The sequence below is a fragment of the Tardiphaga sp. genome (assembly GCF_044340795.1).
Lineage (GTDB): Bacteria > Pseudomonadota > Alphaproteobacteria > Rhizobiales > Xanthobacteraceae > Tardiphaga.
Genome location: NZ_JBIISY010000145.1, coordinates 1 through 15,713, shown reverse-complemented (window position 1 = coordinate 15,713; position 15,713 = coordinate 1). Strand labels below are relative to the sequence as shown.

Genomic DNA, 15,713 nt, shown 5'->3' with positions numbered 1-15,713 from the left:
CAGGCCCCGAATTTACTCACATCCGCAGGTGTCTACTGGATCACCCGCTTATGCGGGTGATGACAGGCGCATGTGTGGAAGCGCTGACGATCACAGGGTAGGCTCCATCCAAACAATACGGATGCTCGCATGCCCTTCACCCCTGCCCGCCCCGATCCATCGCAGCCGCCTGTCCGCATCAATCTGCTGTCGGACACGCAGACTAGGCCGACACCGGCCATGCGCGCCGCCATGGCCGCAGCCGAAGTCGGTGACGAACAGGTGGGCGACGATCCGACCGTCAACGCACTGTGCGATCAGGTGGCCGACCTGCTCGGCAAGGAAGCGGCGGTGTTCATGCCGTCAGGCACCATGTGCAATGTCGCCGGCCTGCTCGCGCATTGCCGGCCCGGCGACGAAATCCTCGCTCATCGCACCGCGCATATCCTCTCGCGCGAAGGCGGCACCCATGCCGCGCTCGGCGGATTCCAGATCACCGGGCTCGATGGCGCGGACGGCAAGTTCTCGCCCGATGCATTGCGCGCCGCTCTGCATCCCCGCACGCGCTACGAGGCCGCGCAGACGCTGGTCAGCGTCGAGCAAACCGCGAATATCGGCGGCGGCACCATCTGGGCGAAAAGCGATCTCGACGCGATCGTCGCCATCGCGCGCGAACGCGGGATGGCCACGCATATGGACGGCGCGCGGCTGCTGAATGCCTGTGTCGCCACCGGCATCAGCGCGCGCAACATGACCATCGGCTGGGATTCGGCGTGGATTGATTTCAGCAAGGGCCTAGGCGCACCTGTCGGCGCCGTTCTCGCCGGCACGCGCGACTACATCGACGCCGTGTGGCGCTGGAAACAAGGGCTTGGCGGCGCGATGCGCCAGGCCGGCATCGTTGCTGCCGCCTGCATCCATGCGCTCGATCATCACGTCGATCGACTCGCCGACGATCACGCCAATGCGCGAGCGCTGGCCGGCGGGCTTGCTCAGATCGATGGGATCGACGTGCAGCAGCCGGAGACGAACCTCGTCTTCTTCGATCCTGCCGGCGCGGGCATCAGTGCTGCGGACATGGTGAAGGCGCTGCGCGCGAGAGGCGTAACGCTCGCCACCATGGACGGCCGCATCCGGGCCTGCACGCATCTGGATGTGGATGCGGCAATGATCGATGACACATTGGGAATGGTGCGGGAGATCGTGCGGGGGGCTTAACTCAGTCCCTCATGGTGAGGAGGCGCCGCTTGGCGTCGTCTCGAACCATGAGCTGTTGATCACATCGCCATCCTTCGAGACGCGGCCTGACGGCCGCTCCTCAGGATGAGGGCGGAGTGGATGGCCCTACTTCAACGCCTCATAGACCATCTTCCGCACATCCACTTCCATGCGCCAGCGCTGCGACGGCGCCTGGGTCATGACCAGCACGAACATGTCGTCGGCGGGGTCGACCCAGAAGAACGTGCCGCCGACGCCATCCCAGCGATACTCGCCGAGCGGTCCCGGCTCTTCGGCCATTTCCCTGGTCCGCACCGCAAAGCCATAGCCAAAGCCGCTCGCTGCACCGGGGAAATAGTAATAGTCGCGCGCGACGCCGCTACCGGGGCCGATATGGTCGCGCGTCATCTCCTTCACGCTCTCAACGGAGAGATAGCGCCTGCCATCCAGCGTGCCGCCGTTGAGCAGCATCTGGAGAAAACGCGCATAATCGGCGACCGTGCCGACGAGCCCGGAGCCGCCCGCCTGCCAGAGGCCGACATCGGCGGGATCATGCATGCCAACGACCGGGCCAACCATGCGGTCGGATGCGAACGGTTCGGCCACGCGCTCGCGATGCTGCAGGTCGGTGATGTAGAATGCCGTATCTGTCATCCCCAGCGGATCGAACAGGCGATCCTTCAGGAAATGATAGAGGCTGTCCCCCGACACCACTTCAATCACGCGCCCGAGAATGTCAGTGGAGTGCCCGTAATTCCACAATGTTCCCGGTTGCTCGGCCAGTGGCAATTTCGCAATGCGCTCTGCCCAGGACGCATTGTCCCAGTCGCGACCGAACACATCGAGCTGCGCATAGCGTTTTCTCGCGGGGTCGTCGCCATAGAAGCCATAGGTGATGCCCGATGTGTGCTTGAGCAGGTCGGCGATGGTGATCGGACGCTTCAGCGGAGCAAGCCCGAAGCTGGCGTGCTCATCGCCGCCATTGGCATCCAGGCCCACTTTGGCGTTGCCAAATGCCGGAATGTATTTCGACAAGGGATCGTCAAGCTTCAGCCTGCCATCCTCGACCAGCATCATGACAGCCACCGACGTGATCGGCTTGCTCATCGAATACAGCCGGAAGATCGAATCCGCCGTCATCGGATGGCCGCTGTCGCGGTTACCAAAACTGTCGAAGTAAACACGCTTGCCGTGCTGCTGCACCAGCACCACCGCCCCCGGAATCTTTCGATCGGCCACCATGCCGAGAAAGTAGTCGTCGAGCGCAAGCAGCTTGTCCGGCAAGAATTCGCGGGCGGCTGGACGCGCCTTTTCCGCCCACGCGAAAGACGCTGCAGTGTCGCCCATTCCGGCGGAGCACAACGCGAGCAGCAGGAGTGCGAGGGTGCTACTTCTCCAGCGCTTCATAGACGAGCAGCTTGAGCGAGCGCTGGATGCGTTGACGCTCCGAAGGCGTCTGTTCGAGCAAGATCATGAAAAAATCCTGCTTGGGATCGATGATGAAGTAGCAGCCGGAGGCACCATCCCATTTCAACTCGCCCAATGATCCCGGCGGCGGCGGTTTGGCGTTTCCGGGATCGGTGCGCACGGCAAAGCCGTAGCCGAAACCGAAACCATCGCCGGGGAAATACAGGTAGTCACGCTTGATGCCGCTGTCCTTGCCGACATGATCGGTCATCATGTCCTTGAAGACAGCCGGGCTCATATAGCGCTTGCCGTCATATTCGCCGCCATTGAGCAGCATCTGGGCGAATTTGCGATAATCCGACAGTGTCGAGACCATGCCGCCGCTGCCGGATTCCCATTTCTGATAGGTCTCCGGGCGCCCCTGTCGTCCGGTACGGAAATCGCGGTCCCAACCCATCGGCTTTGCCAGCAGCGCTTCTTTCGCTTTCTCTTTCACGTAGAACCCGGTCGAGGTCATGCCGAGGGGCTTCAGCAGCTTCTCTTCCTCGAAGCCGAGCAGCGTCTTGCCGGACACGACCTCAATGACACGGCCGAGAATGTCGGTGGAATGGCCGTAATCCCACATGGTGCCGGGCTGATATTCCAGCGGCAGCTGCGCGATCCGATCGGCGAATTCCTTGTTGTCGAAATCGCCGTTGTAGATGTCCGCATTGCCATAGGCCCGGCGCACCAGGCTGTCGCCATAGAAACCATAGGTGATCCCGGAGGTATGCAGCAGCAGATCGCGGATGGTGACCGGGCGATCAGGGGCGACGATCTCCAGTGCCTTCTCGCCGTTTTCCAGCTTGCTCTCGACACCGACCTTGGCTTTCGCAAAAGACGGAATGTATGTCGAGACGGGATCGTCGAGCTTCAGCCTCCCCTCGTCCACCAGCATCATCGCCGCGAAAGACGTGATCGGCTTGGTCATGGAGTGCAGGCGAAAGATCGTGTCCGCCGTCATCGGCTGCTTGGTGTCTGGATCGCGCTCACCGAAGAAGCGCTCATAGACCGGCTTGCCATGCTGCTGGATCAGCACGATGGCGCCGGGGATCTTGCCGTTCTCGATCTGGGTCTTGAAGAAGACGTCGATGGCCTTGAGCTTCTCCTGCGAGAATTGCGCCCCGGCCGGAATGTCGAAGGTGCCTTCGGCGGCGAAACGATCCTGGGCCGATGCGGGCGCCGCGACCAGCAGCGCACAGGCTATCGAGGCACGCACCAGATCCCGCCACTTCATCACACGCCCTCTTCGCCAGATGGCAGGAAGTGTAACGGCGACGTGATCTCAGGCAAGAGGTACACAGCGGGCCAACGCCCGACGATGCAACTCCGCCGAGGGTTCGGAAAAGCAGCAGAAGGTAACCGCGGTCATGCCGGGCGTGGAAGGTAACGTCTCGATCACCGTAAGCACGCAGATATCCGCCGCCCGCTTGACCGGGAAGCCGTAGACGCCGGTCGAGATCGCCGGGAACGCGATCGAAGCGAGCTCGCTCTGGTGGCAAAGCTGCAGGGATCGTCGGTAGCATGAGGCGAGAGCGGCGTCCTCGCCCTGCCCGCCACCGTGCCAGACAGGTCCCACCGTGTGGATCACATGGCGGGCCGGCAAACGGTATCCAAGGGTGATCTTGGCGTCGCCTGTGGCGCAGCCGCCAAGTGTGCGGCATTCGGCCAGCAGATCCGGGCCGGCGGCCCGGTGGATCGCGCCATCCACGCCGCCGCCGCCAAGAAGCGTCTCATTGGCGGCGTTGACGATGGCATCCACGCGGAGCGTGGTGATGTCGGCCACGATGACATCCAGGGTCACCGGGCCGATCTGTCGCGTGGCGCTCAGGCCGACGCCTGGGCTTCGATCACGCCCTTTTCGGCCAGCAGGCTCTGCAGCTCGCCGGCCTGGAACATCTCGCGGACGATGTCGCAGCCGCCGATGAATTCGCCCTTCACATAGAGCTGCGGAATGGTCGGCCAGTTCGAATAGACCTTGATGCCGTCGCGCAATTCGGCGGATTCGAGAACATTGAGGCCCTTGTAGCCCACGCCGACGTGATCGAGGATCTGGACCACCTGACCCGAGAAACCGCACTGCGGAAACTGCGGCGTGCCCTTCATGAACAGCACCACGTCGTTGGTCTTCACTTCGTTCTCGATGAATTGCTCAATGCTCATGATCGCGTCCCTGTTACGGCCAGAATGTTGCGGCCCGATCGCTGCCAGCCCTCCGGCGCAGCGCCCGTCACATGCTCATATATGTAGCCGAATCCGCTTTGCAGCCCAAGCTGAAAGCCTGATTTTGCGGGCGTTTCCCGCGCCTTCCGCCACCTCCCGGCCGCTTTTCCGCAACTTTGTCCAAGCCGCGGGGCGCCCGTTTTATATGATGGAAAGCCTTTCATCCCGCCGGAAAGGCCCTATCTAGGACAAACCTTTCCTGCGGAACGCATCCGGAAGACTGACGTTCTCCCTCAAAATCGGAGATTTTCGTGACGCCATCAGCATCCGCCCAGCATGCAGCCCAGATCTCCGCCACCGGCTCCCTCGCCCAACAGCTCACCGACGCGTATCTGCGGGTCCGCAACGAGACCGAGCAACGGGCTGCCCCGCTATCGCCGGAAGACCAGCTGATCCAGTCGATGCCCGATGCGAGCCCCGCAAAATGGCACCGCGCGCATGTGACATGGTTCTGGGAGCAATTCCTGCTCGGCGAACATCAGCCCGGCTACAAGGTCTTCCATCCCGACTATGCCTATCTGTTCAATTCCTATTACGTCTCCGCTGGCCCGCGCCATGCGCGCGCGCAGCGCGGTCATCTCACCCGGCCATCAGCCGATGAGGTCACCGCCTATCGGCGCTATGTCGATGACGCCGTCGTGAAATTCTTTGACAGTGCGAGCGAGGAGAAACTGGCGTCGCTGGTCCCGCTGCTCGAAGTCGGCATGAATCACGAGCAGCAGCATCAGGAGCTGATGTTCACCGACATCCTGCATGCCTTCGCGCAGAACCCGATCCCGCCAGCTTATCAGGACGATTGGCGTTTCCCGGCCCTGGAGCGCGATGGCGAGAGCTGGACGACGCTGACGGAAGGCATCCACACCATCGGCCATCAGAGCGACAGCTTCCATTTCGACAACGAGAAGCCCGCCCACCGCGCGCTTGTCGGTCCGGTGAAGCTGCAGCGTAATCTCGTGACCAATCGCGAGTGGCGCGAGTTCATGAATGACGGTGGCTACGACAAGGCCACGCTCTGGCTGATGGATGGCTTTGCCGCCGCCGCACGTGAGGAGTGGCAGGCACCGGGCCATTGGCGAAAGATCGACGGCGAGTGGCAGATCATGACACTCGGCGGCCTCCAGCCTATCGATCCTGACGCGCCGGTGTGCCACGTCAGCTATTATGAAGCTGATGCCTTCGCGCGCTGGAGCGGCAAGCATCTGCCCACCGAGATGGAATGGGAAGTCGCTGCGCGCGCGAACAGCCTCAACGACGCCTATGGCATCGTCTGGCAGTGGACGCGCAGCTCTTATGCGCCCTATCCCGGCTATCGCGCCATCGAAGGCGCGCTCGGCGAATACAACGGCAAGTTCATGGTGAACCAATACGTGCTGCGCGGTTCGTCGCTGGCGACGCCGGACGGGCACAGCCGCGTGACCTATCGCAACTTCTTCTACCCCTACCATCGCTGGCAGTTCACCGGCCTGCGCCTCGCAGATTACGGCAACTGAGCATCACCCCGCATCCATCGCGACCGCGTCGAGGAGAAAGTCATGAACGTCCATGCCCCGCTGGCCACAGCCGAGCTCGATCCTGCGACCACGGCTTTTGCTGCGGATGTGACCGAAGCGCTGTCGCAGCAGCCGAAGAAGCTGTCGCCGAAATACTTCTACGACGAAGCCGGCTCGCAGCTATTCGAGCAGATCACGAAACTGCCGGAATATTACCCGACCCGCACCGAGCTCGGCATTCTCCGTGCCCGTGGCAAGGATATCTGCTCGATCATTCCGAAGGATGCGGCACTGGTGGAATTTGGCGCCGGCGCCACGACCAAGGTGCGGCTGCTGCTCGAACAATGTTCGTTCGGTGCCTATGTCCCGGTGGATATTTCCGGTGACTTCCTCGCCGATCAGGCCAATGAGCTGCGCAAGGATTTTCCGGCACTGGACGTTCTTCCGGTGAATGCCGATTTCACCACGACGTTCGACCTTCCCGATGAGGTGAAAGCGATGCCGAAGGTCGGGTTCTTTCCCGGCTCGACGCTCGGCAATTTCGACCCGCATGAAGCAGCGAACTTTCTGCGCTCGGCGCGCAACATCCTCGGCAAGGGTGCGTTGATGCTGATCGGCATCGACCTGGAAAAGGACGAGCGCATCCTGCAGGCCGCCTATAACGATGCGGCCGGGGTCACCGGCGAGTTCAACAAGAATGTGCTGGTCAGGATCAATCGCGAACTCGGTGGCGATTTCGATCTCGGCGAATTTGTGCATCGCGCGATCTACAACAAGGAGCGCCACCGCATCGAGATGCACCTGATCGCGAAGAAGCCGCAGACGGTGCATCTGTTCGGGCGCAGCTTCGATTTCCGCGCGGGTGAGAGCATTCACACCGAGAGCAGCTACAAATACAGCATGGAGCGGTTTGGCGCGCTGGCCCGCGGCTCGGGCTGGGAGCCGAAGTCGTCATGGACCGACGCGGAGGAGCAGTTTTCGGTGCATGCGCTCGTGGCGGTGGAGTAATCTCCCGGCACTCTCATTGTCATCGCCCGGCTTGACCGGGCGATCCAGTACACGCAACAGACAGAGATGAGTACAAAGTTCAGCGTCTAGTGGATCACCCGCTTTCGCGGGTGATGACAATCGGAGACCGGCCTAGCCCTCCGGCACGCCCGTCTGCAGCGCCAGCGCATGCAAGACGCCGCCCATCTGGCCCTTCAGCGACTGATAGACGATCTGGTGCTGTGCCACGCGGGACTTGCCGCGAAACGTCTCCGAGATCACCGTGGCCGCATAGTGATCGCCGTCGCCAGCGAGGTCGCGGATTGTCACCTGCGCGTCGGGAATCGCGGCCTTGATCATGGTCTCGATATCGCGGGCGTCCATCGGCATTAATCGGGTCTCCAGACATCTCGAATCGCGGCCTGACTGGGCCGCAGGAAGCGCCAGCCTATCGCGTGCAGCGCGTCATTCCCATCATCATAATCCGTGATCGGCCCCTTTTAAAGGCGGGCAGGAGGTCACATCTGCTAGGGCATATCTGATCGCCACGAGGGTTTGCCCATGAAAGTCCCCGGCCCGGACCATCCGATCTCGATCACGCCCTCGGGCAAGCGTATCCGCGTCACCGCGGGCGACATGGTGATCGCCGACACCACGAGGGCGGTCACGCTGAAGGAGGCCACCTATCCCGAGGTGTTCTATCTCCCGCGCAGCGACGCCAATATGGACATCGTGACGCGCACCGAACGCGTAACCCATTGCCCCTACAAGGGCGACGCGAATTATTACAGCATCAAGACCGCGGACAAGGTTCTGGACAACGCCATCTGGACCTATGAGACGCCCTTTCCGGCCATGGCCGGGATCAAGGACTATCTCGCTTTCTATCCGGACAAGGTGAAGATCGAGATCCTGCCCGCCTGATCGGACCCGGCTGATCCCGGCGAATTGCCCGCGCGCCGTTCGCCCCCTATCATGACGTACCATCACCGATGCGACGGCCGCGCCACCCGCGCGGCACAGCGGGGGCTCGCCGGACCACCATGTCAGACCGTAACGCCGCGCTCGACCGCGCCCGCACCTTCGTCACCTTGCTCGTGCTGGCGAACCACGCCGTGGTCGCCTACACCGCTTTCGGCCGCTACTACCCCAACCACTATCTGTGGTCGACCGCGCCCATCGTCGACGACCAGCGCTGGTTCGGCTTCAACGTCCTGACGCTGTTCAACGACACCTTCTTCATGTGCCTGATGTTCATGCTGTCGGGCCTGTTCGTCTGGCCGAGCCTGAAGCGCAAGGGCATCCTCGACTTCGTGCGCGACCGCGCATTGCGCCTCGGCCTGCCCTTCCTGGCCATGATCTTCGTGCTGATGCCGGTCGCCTATTACGCGTCCTTCAGCCTCTCCACCAACAAGACAGGCTTCGTCGAATTCTACGTCAACAATTTCAGGCAGGGCCAATGGTTCGCCGGCCCCGGCTGGTTCATCTGGTATCTGCTGTTTCTCGACCTCGTCGCGATCCCGGTCTTCCTGTTCGCACCAAGGCTGATCGACGCCATCAACCGGCTCTCGATCCGCGCCTTCGAGCGGCCGTGGCTGTTCGTGACCGCCCTCGCGATCATTGCCGTGATCTCCTATGTGCCGTTCCTGTTCACCGTTGGCGCGGTACGCTGGTTCAGCCTCGGGCCGTTGCAGGTGCAGTTCAGCCGCATGGCGATCTATGGCGTGTTCTTCTTCGCCGGCATGGGCATCGGCGCCGCCAATATCGATCAGGGCCTGCTCGCCCGCACCGGCGCGCTGGCACGGCAATGGCTGTGGTGGACCATCGCCGCCGCAGTCTCGTTCGGCGGTCTCGCCTATCTCATCAATTTCCGCCGCATGAAGCTGTCCAACCTGACCGGCGCGCCGCCATTCTGGTGGCAGTCAAGCTATGGCGTGATCTATGCGATCGCCTGCACGCTGATCTGCCTTGCCGTGCTCGCGCTGTTCGTCCGCTTCGGCCAGCGCGAAAAGAGCATCTTCGATCCCCTGCGCGCCGACGCCTATGGCATTTTCGTCATCCATTATCTGCCGATGCTGTGGCTGCAGTGGGCGATGCTGAAAATGCCCTGGGGCGCACAACCCAAAGCCCTGATCGCCTTTGCCGGCACGCTGGCGATCAGCTGGGCGGTGACGCGCGCAGTACGGCAATTGCCGGGCGCGACACGCGTCCTGTAACGGCACATCACAATACGAACGACGACCTGCAGGAGACCAGCATGCGTGCGCGCAACGGCGATAAGATCAATCTGCTCTTCAATGTCACGCCGGACGTGCTCGCGGAATACCGTGATTCCATCCTCGATGCCCTGAAGCGCCGCAGCATCGACGCGCGCGCCGGCCTGCTTGGCGAGATCGCGCCGGGCGATGCGGACTACATCATCCATGCGACCGGCGGCCCCATTACCGACTTCGCTCCCTTCACCAATGCCCGCGCAGTGCTGAGCCTGTGGGCCGGAGTCGAGAAGATCGTCGGCAACACCACGCTGACGCAGCCACTATGCCGCATGGTGGATGACGGTCTGCGTCAAGGCATGGTCGAGTGGGTTGTCGGCCACGTGCTGCGCGCCCATCTCGGCATGGACCGCTATGTCCGCGAGAAGCCGCGGGGCTGGGAGCAACACGTGCCGCCACTCGCGACCGATCGTTCCGTGACGGTGCTGGGCCTTGGTGAATTGGGATCGGCCGCAGCAACGGCGCTGGCGCAACTCGGTTTCCGCGTCACCGGCTGGAGCCGTAGCCCACGCGATGTCGCCGGCGTCCGCTGCCTCGCGGGAGCGGATAGCCTTCCGGAGGCGCTGGCCTCTGCGGAAATTCTGATAGGCCTGCTTCCGCAGACGCCGGAGACGATTGATCTGCTCAATGCCGAACGGCTGGCTCTCCTGCCCAAGGGCAGCTTCATCGTCAATGCCGGCCGTGGCACGCTGATCGTCGATGATGCATTGGTCGCTGCACTCGACAGCGGACAGGTCGCACAGGCGACGCTGGACGTCTTCCGCACGGAGCCGGTGCCGGCCGATCATCCTTTCTGGTCGCACCCGGCCGTGACGATCTCGCCGCATATCGCGGCAGCGACGCGCGCTTCAACGGCGGCGGAGAAGATCGCGGAGAATGTGGTGCGGGCGGAGAGCGGCGAGCCGCTGCAGCATGTAGTGGATCGGGCCTTGAGTTATTAGCGATCGGAGTGCTCACTCCGCAGCCGACGGCGCTCCCACATGATGGTTATCGTGCGATGACGGCCGAGCCTTGCGCTCGGCTTTGGCTTTTTTCTCGTCAAAATGATTGGCGACGAGGACCGTTACGATCACGACAAGTCCGCCCAAAACTGGCGCAACAATTCCGAGAATTTCGATCTGCGTCATTCTTCGAGCCCTCCGAGCATGTGTCGCCCAAGCAGGTGTAGACATATGCAGATGGCGAATGCGCCGAGCACGGTGCTCAAAACGGCGAAATCACCAAGCGGCCGTCCGACGCCGATGACGCCCGCAACAACCGGAGCAAAAACACCAACAGTCAACATTCCGGTCGCCGCGGCATTGCACCATGCCGCGCTCAGCTTGCGCCGCTCGTTACGCCGGACAATGACAATGCTCACTCTAGCATGCTCCCGCCAAAAGATCAGCGGGAGCAAACTAAACCTGAAGGTGTAAAAACACCAGCGACGCCCTAGGCGACCTTGCCGCTCATATAGGTCGGCAGCCAGCTTTCATGCGCATGCACGAGGGCCTTGATGTCCACCGCCTTCTCGCCATCGATCGCCACCGCATGGCCGCCGGTCTTGCCGATCTGCACGCAGGGCACCTCGACGCTCTTCAGCTTCGACAGCACCGTGAGCAGCTGATCTTCCGGCACGGTGACGATGTAGCGTGCCTGGTCCTCGCCGAACCAGAAGGCATGCGGCACGATGGATGACGGCGCTGCATCGAGCTTGGCGCCGATGCCGGAGGCCATCGCCATTTCGGCAATCGCGACCAAGAGACCACCATCGGCGATGTCATGCACGGCCGTTGCCGTCCCCGCATGGATCATGCCGCGCACCACATCGCCATTGCGGCGTTCGGTGGCCAGATCGACCGGCGGCGGGGCGCCCTCTTCCTTGCCGCAGACATCGCGCAGATAGACAGACTGGCCGAGCCAGCCTTCGGTGGCGCCGATCAGCAGGATCGCTTCGCCTTCCTTCTTGAAGGCCAGCGTTGCCGATTTGGTGAAATCGTCGAGCACGCCGACGCCGCCGATCGACGGGGTCGGGAGAATGCCGCGGCCGTTGGTTTCGTTGTAGAGCGAGACATTGCCCGACACGATCGGGAAGTCGAGCGCGATACAGGCTTCACCGATGCCCTTCAGGCAGCCGACCAGCTGGCCCATGATCTCGGGCCGCTCGGGATTGCCGAAATTGAGGTTGTCCGTCACCGCCAGCGGCTTGCCGCCGACTGCGGTGATGTTGCGCCAGGCTTCGGCGACCGCCTGCTTGCCGCCCTCGACCGGATCGGCCTCGCAATAGCGCGGCGTCACGTCCACCGACATCGCGATGCCCTTCGGGCCATCCTCGATGCGCACCACCGCGGCATCGCCGCCGGGGCGCTGCACGGTGTTGCCACCGATCACATGGTCATACTGTTCCCACACCCAGCGCTTCGAGCACAGGTCCGGCGTGCCGATCAGCTTGACCAGCGCGTCACCCAGCGAGGCCGGCGCCTTGACGTCGCGCGCCGCGATCACCGGGAGTTTCGGCGACGGCACATGCGGACGATCATAAAGCGGCGCCTCGTCGCCGAGCTCCTTGATCGGCAGATCGGCCATGGTCTTGCCGCCATGCTTGACGACGAAACGCAGCGTCGGCGTGGTGTGGCCGACGATGGCGAAGTCGAGGCCCCACTTCTTGAAGATGTCCTCGGCCTGCTTTTCCTTCTCGGGCTTCAGCACCATGAGCATCCGCTCCTGGCTTTCCGACAGCATCATCTCATAGGCGGTCATGCCCTCCTCGCGCGTCGGCACCGCATCGAGATTGAGCTCGACGCCGAGATCGCCCTTGGCGCCCATTTCGACGGCCGAGCAGGTCAGGCCCGCAGCGCCCATGTCCTGGATCGCGATGACGCAATCGGCGGCCATGATTTCGAGGCAGGCTTCCAGCAGCAGCTTTTCGGCGAAGGGATCGCCGACCTGCACGGTCGGGCGCTTCTCCTCCGACGCATCGTCGAATTCGGCCGACGCCATCGACGCGCCATGAATGCCGTCGCGGCCGGTCTTGGAGCCGAGATAGACGATGGGCATGTTCACGCCGGAGGCGGCGGCGAGGAAGATCTTGTCCGCGTCCGCGAGGCCGACGGCCATCGCATTGACGAGGTTGTTGCCGTCATAGCGCGTGTGGAAGCGCGTCTGGCCGCCCACGGTGGGCACGCCGAAGGAATTGCCATAGCCGCCGATACCGGCCACGACGCCCGAGACCAGATGGCGCGTCTTCGGATGTTCCGGCGCGCCGAACGAGATCGCATTGAGGCAGGCGATCGGCCGCGCGCCCATGGTGAAGACGTCACGCAGAATGCCGCCGACACCCGTGGTCGCGCCCTGATAGGGCTCGATATAGCTGGGGTGGTTATGGCTCTCCATCTTGAACACGATGGCCTGGTTGTCACCGATATCGATGACCCCCGCATTCTCGCCCGGTCCCTGTAGCACCCAGGGCGCCTTGGTCGGCAGGCCCTTCAGATGGATGCGCGAGGATTTATACGAGCAATGCTCGTTCCACATGGCCGAGAAGATGCCGAGCTCGGTAAAACTCGGCTCGCGCCCGATCAGCTTCAGGATGCGCTCATACTCGTCGGGCTTGAGGCCGTGGGAGGCGACGAGTTCGGGAGTGATCTTTGGCTCGGTCATGGGGTCCAGTCGAATAGTTTGGCTCTGGGAAGGGCTCTTCATAGAAAGATCAGGCCAGCCGGAAAAGGCCCTTTTCAGGCCCGTTCCCTGCATGTCCCAAGCTTTGCCCGAAAAGTCCCGCCGGGGCCGGAAATCGGCCCGCATGGTGCCCTGCGCGGAGGCCGGATTGCGCCCGCCGGACGGATCGGATTTAACACTTTTCGCCGCCAATCCAAGGAGTTCCGCGCCGTGAATGTGCCCGCCGACGCCGTCATCCCGTTCAGTTCCGACGTCTATACCGAAACCGAGGGGGAATTTGCTGGCTGGAGCACCTGGAAGCGGGATTCGTTCGAAGCGCTGTCCGGCCCGTTCTGGCACAAGGTGGAGGCCGACGGCCGCATCCGCTGCGCCTTCCGGGTCGAGCCCCGGCACCTCAACGGCATGAAAAACGTCCATGGCGGCTGCTTCATGACCTTTGCCGATTACTGCCTGTTCGCCCTCTCCTCGCGCGAGCTGGCCGGCCCTGGCATCACCGTCTCCTTCGCCTGCGAGTTCCTCGATGCCGGCCGCGTCGGCGACCTCATCGAATGCGATGGCGAAATGACGCGCGTGGGTGGCTCGCTGATCTTCTTGCGGGGTGTCCTGCACACGGATGGACGCAAGCTGTTCACGTTCTCGGGCACGATCAAGCGCGTGAAGAAGCGCGCGAAGCCGGCGGCAATTGCGGCGGAGTAGACGCGGCCGTAGGGCGGATGAGCGTAGCGCAATCCGCCGGCCGAATTCATGGCTGAAACTCCGCGGCGGATTACGGCTTCGCCTGCTCAGCCCTCTGGCTGCACTCAAGCCACGATCTTCGTTCGCTCCAGTGCCCGGATCAGCTTCTCCGCGATCAGATGATCGGACCGCGGATTCTGCCCGGTGATGAGCTCACGATCCTCGATCACATTCGGCTCGAAATCCGGGCCGATGATCACCGTGCCGCCGGCCAGTTCGAGTGTATCGACGACATGGAAATACATGTCGGCATGCAGGATCTGCTCTTCGATCACCTTCTCCTCGCTGTTGGAAAAGATGGTCATCCGATATCCCGCATATTGCCAGCCTTTGGCCGCCGCGTCGGCTTTGGCCGCATCGCCCGCCACCAGCGCGGCGCGCAAGGCGGGCGCCGTCGGCAATGCCGCGATCAGCGCAATCGGTCCATGGCACAGCAGCGCCGTCGGCTTCTGACGCGTATGGAAATGACGCAGGATCTCGCCAACCTCCGCATTCTGCATCAGATCGACCACTGGCGCCTGACCGCCCGGCGTGAAATAGGCCGCGTAACTGTCCAGTCCCGCGTCAATCACCGAACGCAAGCTGCGAACGTCGTTCATCGATGGGTGATCAGCGAAGAACGCCTCGGCGCGTTGAAATGCCGCCTCGTCATTCTCGAAATGCGCGGCGGCACGCGAGACCGGATCGAGTGGCGGCTTGGCGCCGCTTGGCGTGGCGAGCACGATGTCGTAGCCGGCATCCACCAGCGCCATCGCCGGCACCACGGTTTCGTTGAGATAGTGCCCCGTCGGGCCGAAGCCGCCTCGCACTTCGATCCGGGTGGAATTGGAGCAGACGATCAGCACCTTCCCCTTGCTCATCACAACCTCCTTGATGCGTCACGCGAACGCGTTGAACTTCATGATGGAAATTCAGCTAAGGCGATGTCAGCGGCAATTGATCGGCGAGCGATGTGTCCCGGGTCTGCGGCGGAGAGATCAGTGCAAGAACAATTTGAACAGGATGCCGAGACTAAAAGCCCAGGTCACACCATTCATCCATTTCAAGAGATTGAGATCACCGTGGATCGCAACCAGTTCACTTTCGATCCTGCCAAAGCGCCCGTCATAGGCCGCGATCGCTTCCGCAGCTTTCCGCGCCTTGTCTTCTGGCGCGCCCGACGCGATGAACGCGTCGTAAACTTCCGAGATCATGGCCGGCATCGGCAACCTCTGGAGGCAATGTAGTCGTTAATCGCGTCCGCGTCCAGAATCGCCGCGTCATTCCCTCGCCAACCCGTCCAGAAATGCCTCGGCCTCGGCGGTGTTCGCTGCCTTGTGGCCCTCGTCCCACCCGGCCAGCGTACGATAGGGCATCGCCATACGCTGGTTGGTACGCAGCGTCGCCGCGTTACGGATCAGGAATGCCCAATAGAGGAAATTGAACGGGCATGCCTTTGGCCCGGATTTGACCTTCACGTCATAGACGCAACTCGGGCAGAAATCGGACATCCGGTCGATATAGGCGCCGGACGACGCATAAGGCTTCGACGCCAGCAGACCACCGTCGGCGAATTGCGACATGCCCTGCACATTCGGCAGTTCAACCCACTCGAACGCGTCGGCATAGACCACGAGATACCACTCGGCGATCTCCTTCGGCGCGATGCCGGCGAGCAGTGCGAAATTGCCCGTCACCATCAGCCGCTGGATGTGATGCGAATAGG

General features: G+C 62.6%; 17 protein-coding genes and 1 pseudogene. 7 read left to right on the top strand and 11 right to left on the bottom strand.

Annotation, left to right across the window (positions count from 1 at the left end; translation table 11 throughout):
• The first annotated feature begins 129 nt into the window (after positions 1–129).
• The gene (locus ACIQ17_RS21230; protein WP_398471083.1) at positions 130–1,197 is read left to right on the top strand and encodes a threonine aldolase family protein; all 1,068 of its coding nucleotides are present in this window, start codon (positions 130–132) and stop codon (positions 1,195–1,197) included.
• A gap of 126 nt (positions 1,198–1,323) precedes the next feature.
• Here ACIQ17_RS21230 and ACIQ17_RS21225 read toward each other — a convergent pair whose 3' ends face one another.
• Genes ACIQ17_RS21225 through grxD form a run of 4 tightly spaced genes read right to left on the bottom strand, consistent with a single transcriptional unit; the run spans position 1,324 to position 4,806 of the window.
• Positions 1,324–2,544, bottom strand: a complete 1,221-nt coding sequence (locus tag ACIQ17_RS21225; protein ID WP_398471082.1) for a serine hydrolase domain-containing protein — start codon at positions 2,542–2,544, stop codon at positions 1,324–1,326.
• 40 nt (positions 2,545–2,584) lie between these two features.
• Entirely contained in the window at positions 2,585–3,880 is a 1,296-nt protein-coding gene (locus tag ACIQ17_RS21220) for a serine hydrolase domain-containing protein (protein WP_398471081.1), read from the bottom strand.
• Between the two features lie 48 nt (positions 3,881–3,928).
• Complete coding sequence (locus tag ACIQ17_RS21215) at positions 3,929–4,474, bottom strand: O-acetyl-ADP-ribose deacetylase (protein ID WP_398471084.1); 546 nt, start codon at positions 4,472–4,474, stop codon at positions 3,929–3,931.
• Complete coding sequence (gene grxD, locus ACIQ17_RS21210) at positions 4,471–4,806, bottom strand: Grx4 family monothiol glutaredoxin (protein WP_233025543.1); 336 nt, start codon at positions 4,804–4,806, stop codon at positions 4,471–4,473. The genes ACIQ17_RS21215 and grxD overlap by 4 nt, the downstream gene beginning before the upstream one ends.
• A gap of 311 nt (positions 4,807–5,117) precedes the next feature.
• On the opposite strand from grxD, the gene egtB reads away from it, so the two are divergent.
• Both egtB and egtD read left to right on the top strand, forming a co-directional pair.
• Positions 5,118–6,356, top strand: coding sequence for an ergothioneine biosynthesis protein EgtB (gene egtB / locus ACIQ17_RS21205; RefSeq protein ID WP_398471080.1), 1,239 nt, complete (start codon positions 5,118–5,120; stop codon positions 6,354–6,356).
• A gap of 42 nt (positions 6,357–6,398) precedes the next feature.
• Positions 6,399–7,364: an L-histidine N(alpha)-methyltransferase gene (gene egtD, locus ACIQ17_RS21200; RefSeq protein WP_398471078.1), complete on the top strand. Its 966-nt coding sequence runs from the start codon at positions 6,399–6,401 to the stop codon at positions 7,362–7,364.
• 132 nt (positions 7,365–7,496) lie between these two features.
• Here egtD and ACIQ17_RS21195 read toward each other — a convergent pair whose 3' ends face one another.
• Complete coding sequence (locus ACIQ17_RS21195; RefSeq protein WP_398471077.1) at positions 7,497–7,733, bottom strand: BolA family protein; 237 nt, start codon at positions 7,731–7,733, stop codon at positions 7,497–7,499.
• A 171-nt stretch (positions 7,734–7,904) separates the two neighbouring features.
• Here ACIQ17_RS21195 and ACIQ17_RS21190 point away from each other — a divergent pair, with 171 nt between their 5' ends.
• The 3 genes from ACIQ17_RS21190 (at position 7,905) to ACIQ17_RS21180 (ending at position 10,557) form a co-directional block, all read left to right on the top strand.
• A complete protein-coding gene (locus ACIQ17_RS21190) occupies positions 7,905–8,267 on the top strand; it encodes a DUF427 domain-containing protein (RefSeq protein ID WP_398471076.1) in 363 nt (120 codons plus the stop codon).
• A gap of 119 nt (positions 8,268–8,386) precedes the next feature.
• Positions 8,387–9,559, top strand: a complete 1,173-nt coding sequence (locus ACIQ17_RS21185) for an acyltransferase (protein WP_398471075.1) — start codon at positions 8,387–8,389, stop codon at positions 9,557–9,559.
• A 41-nt stretch (positions 9,560–9,600) separates the two neighbouring features.
• Positions 9,601–10,557 (top strand): 2-hydroxyacid dehydrogenase, encoded by a 957-nt coding sequence (locus ACIQ17_RS21180; RefSeq protein ID WP_398471074.1) that lies wholly within the window; start codon positions 9,601–9,603, stop codon positions 10,555–10,557.
• A gap of 12 nt (positions 10,558–10,569) precedes the next feature.
• Here the strand turns inward: ACIQ17_RS21180 and ACIQ17_RS21175 are convergent, their stop codons facing one another.
• The 3 genes from ACIQ17_RS21175 to purL form a co-directional block, all read right to left on the bottom strand.
• Positions 10,570–10,743 carry a hypothetical protein gene (locus tag ACIQ17_RS21175; RefSeq protein ID WP_398471073.1) on the bottom strand — a complete coding sequence of 58 codons (174 nt, stop codon included), beginning with the start codon at positions 10,741–10,743 and terminating at the stop codon, positions 10,570–10,572.
• A complete protein-coding gene (locus ACIQ17_RS21170; protein WP_398471072.1) occupies positions 10,740–10,976 on the bottom strand; it encodes a hypothetical protein in 237 nt (78 codons plus the stop codon). Before ACIQ17_RS21170 ends, ACIQ17_RS21175 begins: the two co-directional genes overlap by 4 nt.
• A gap of 71 nt (positions 10,977–11,047) precedes the next feature.
• A complete protein-coding gene (purL, locus tag ACIQ17_RS21165) occupies positions 11,048–13,255 on the bottom strand; it encodes a phosphoribosylformylglycinamidine synthase subunit PurL (RefSeq protein WP_398471071.1) in 2,208 nt (735 codons plus the stop codon).
• A 234-nt stretch (positions 13,256–13,489) separates the two neighbouring features.
• Between purL and ACIQ17_RS21160 the strand changes: the two genes are divergently transcribed.
• Complete coding sequence (locus tag ACIQ17_RS21160; protein ID WP_398471069.1) at positions 13,490–13,969, top strand: PaaI family thioesterase; 480 nt, start codon at positions 13,490–13,492, stop codon at positions 13,967–13,969.
• 104 nt (positions 13,970–14,073) lie between these two features.
• Here ACIQ17_RS21160 and ACIQ17_RS21155 read toward each other — a convergent pair whose 3' ends face one another.
• From ACIQ17_RS21155 to ACIQ17_RS21145, 3 genes and pseudogenes are all read right to left on the bottom strand, one after another.
• Entirely contained in the window at positions 14,074–14,868 is a 795-nt protein-coding gene (locus tag ACIQ17_RS21155) for a type 1 glutamine amidotransferase domain-containing protein (protein ID WP_398471067.1), read from the bottom strand.
• 117 nt (positions 14,869–14,985) lie between these two features.
• Positions 14,986–15,201 carry an integrase gene (locus tag ACIQ17_RS21150; protein ID WP_398471066.1) on the bottom strand — a complete coding sequence of 72 codons (216 nt, stop codon included), beginning with the start codon at positions 15,199–15,201 and terminating at the stop codon, positions 14,986–14,988.
• 66 nt (positions 15,202–15,267) lie between these two features.
• Positions 15,268–15,713, bottom strand: a pseudogene (locus tag ACIQ17_RS21145) (cryptochrome/photolyase family protein); the annotation flags it as partial.

What these genes read in the sequence shown, in the direction of transcription:
- ACIQ17_RS21155 (WP_398471067.1), bottom strand. Translation starts at nt 14,868, where the DNA reads ATGAGCAAGGGGAAGGTGCTGATCGTCTGCTCCAATTCCACCCGGATC.
- ACIQ17_RS21225 (WP_398471082.1), bottom strand. Translation starts at nt 2,544, where the DNA reads ATGGGCGACACTGCAGCGTCTTTCGCGTGGGCGGAAAAGGCGCGTCCA.
- ACIQ17_RS21190 (WP_398471076.1), top strand. Translation starts at nt 7,905, where the DNA reads ATGAAAGTCCCCGGCCCGGACCATCCGATCTCGATCACGCCCTCGGGC.
- ACIQ17_RS21195 (WP_398471077.1), bottom strand. Translation starts at nt 7,733, where the DNA reads ATGCCGATGGACGCCCGCGATATCGAGACCATGATCAAGGCCGCGATT.
- purL (WP_398471071.1), bottom strand. Translation starts at nt 13,255, where the DNA reads ATGACCGAGCCAAAGATCACTCCCGAACTCGTCGCCTCCCACGGCCTC.
- egtD (WP_398471078.1), top strand. Translation starts at nt 6,399, where the DNA reads ATGAACGTCCATGCCCCGCTGGCCACAGCCGAGCTCGATCCTGCGACC.
- ACIQ17_RS21150 (WP_398471066.1), bottom strand. Translation starts at nt 15,201, where the DNA reads ATGATCTCGGAAGTTTACGACGCGTTCATCGCGTCGGGCGCGCCAGAA.
- ACIQ17_RS21180 (WP_398471074.1), top strand. Translation starts at nt 9,601, where the DNA reads ATGCGTGCGCGCAACGGCGATAAGATCAATCTGCTCTTCAATGTCACG.
- ACIQ17_RS21220 (WP_398471081.1), bottom strand. Translation starts at nt 3,880, where the DNA reads ATGAAGTGGCGGGATCTGGTGCGTGCCTCGATAGCCTGTGCGCTGCTG.
- grxD (WP_233025543.1), bottom strand. Translation starts at nt 4,806, where the DNA reads ATGAGCATTGAGCAATTCATCGAGAACGAAGTGAAGACCAACGACGTG.
- ACIQ17_RS21230 (WP_398471083.1), top strand. Translation starts at nt 130, where the DNA reads ATGCCCTTCACCCCTGCCCGCCCCGATCCATCGCAGCCGCCTGTCCGC.
- ACIQ17_RS21185 (WP_398471075.1), top strand. Translation starts at nt 8,387, where the DNA reads ATGTCAGACCGTAACGCCGCGCTCGACCGCGCCCGCACCTTCGTCACC.
- ACIQ17_RS21175 (WP_398471073.1), bottom strand. Translation starts at nt 10,743, where the DNA reads ATGACGCAGATCGAAATTCTCGGAATTGTTGCGCCAGTTTTGGGCGGA.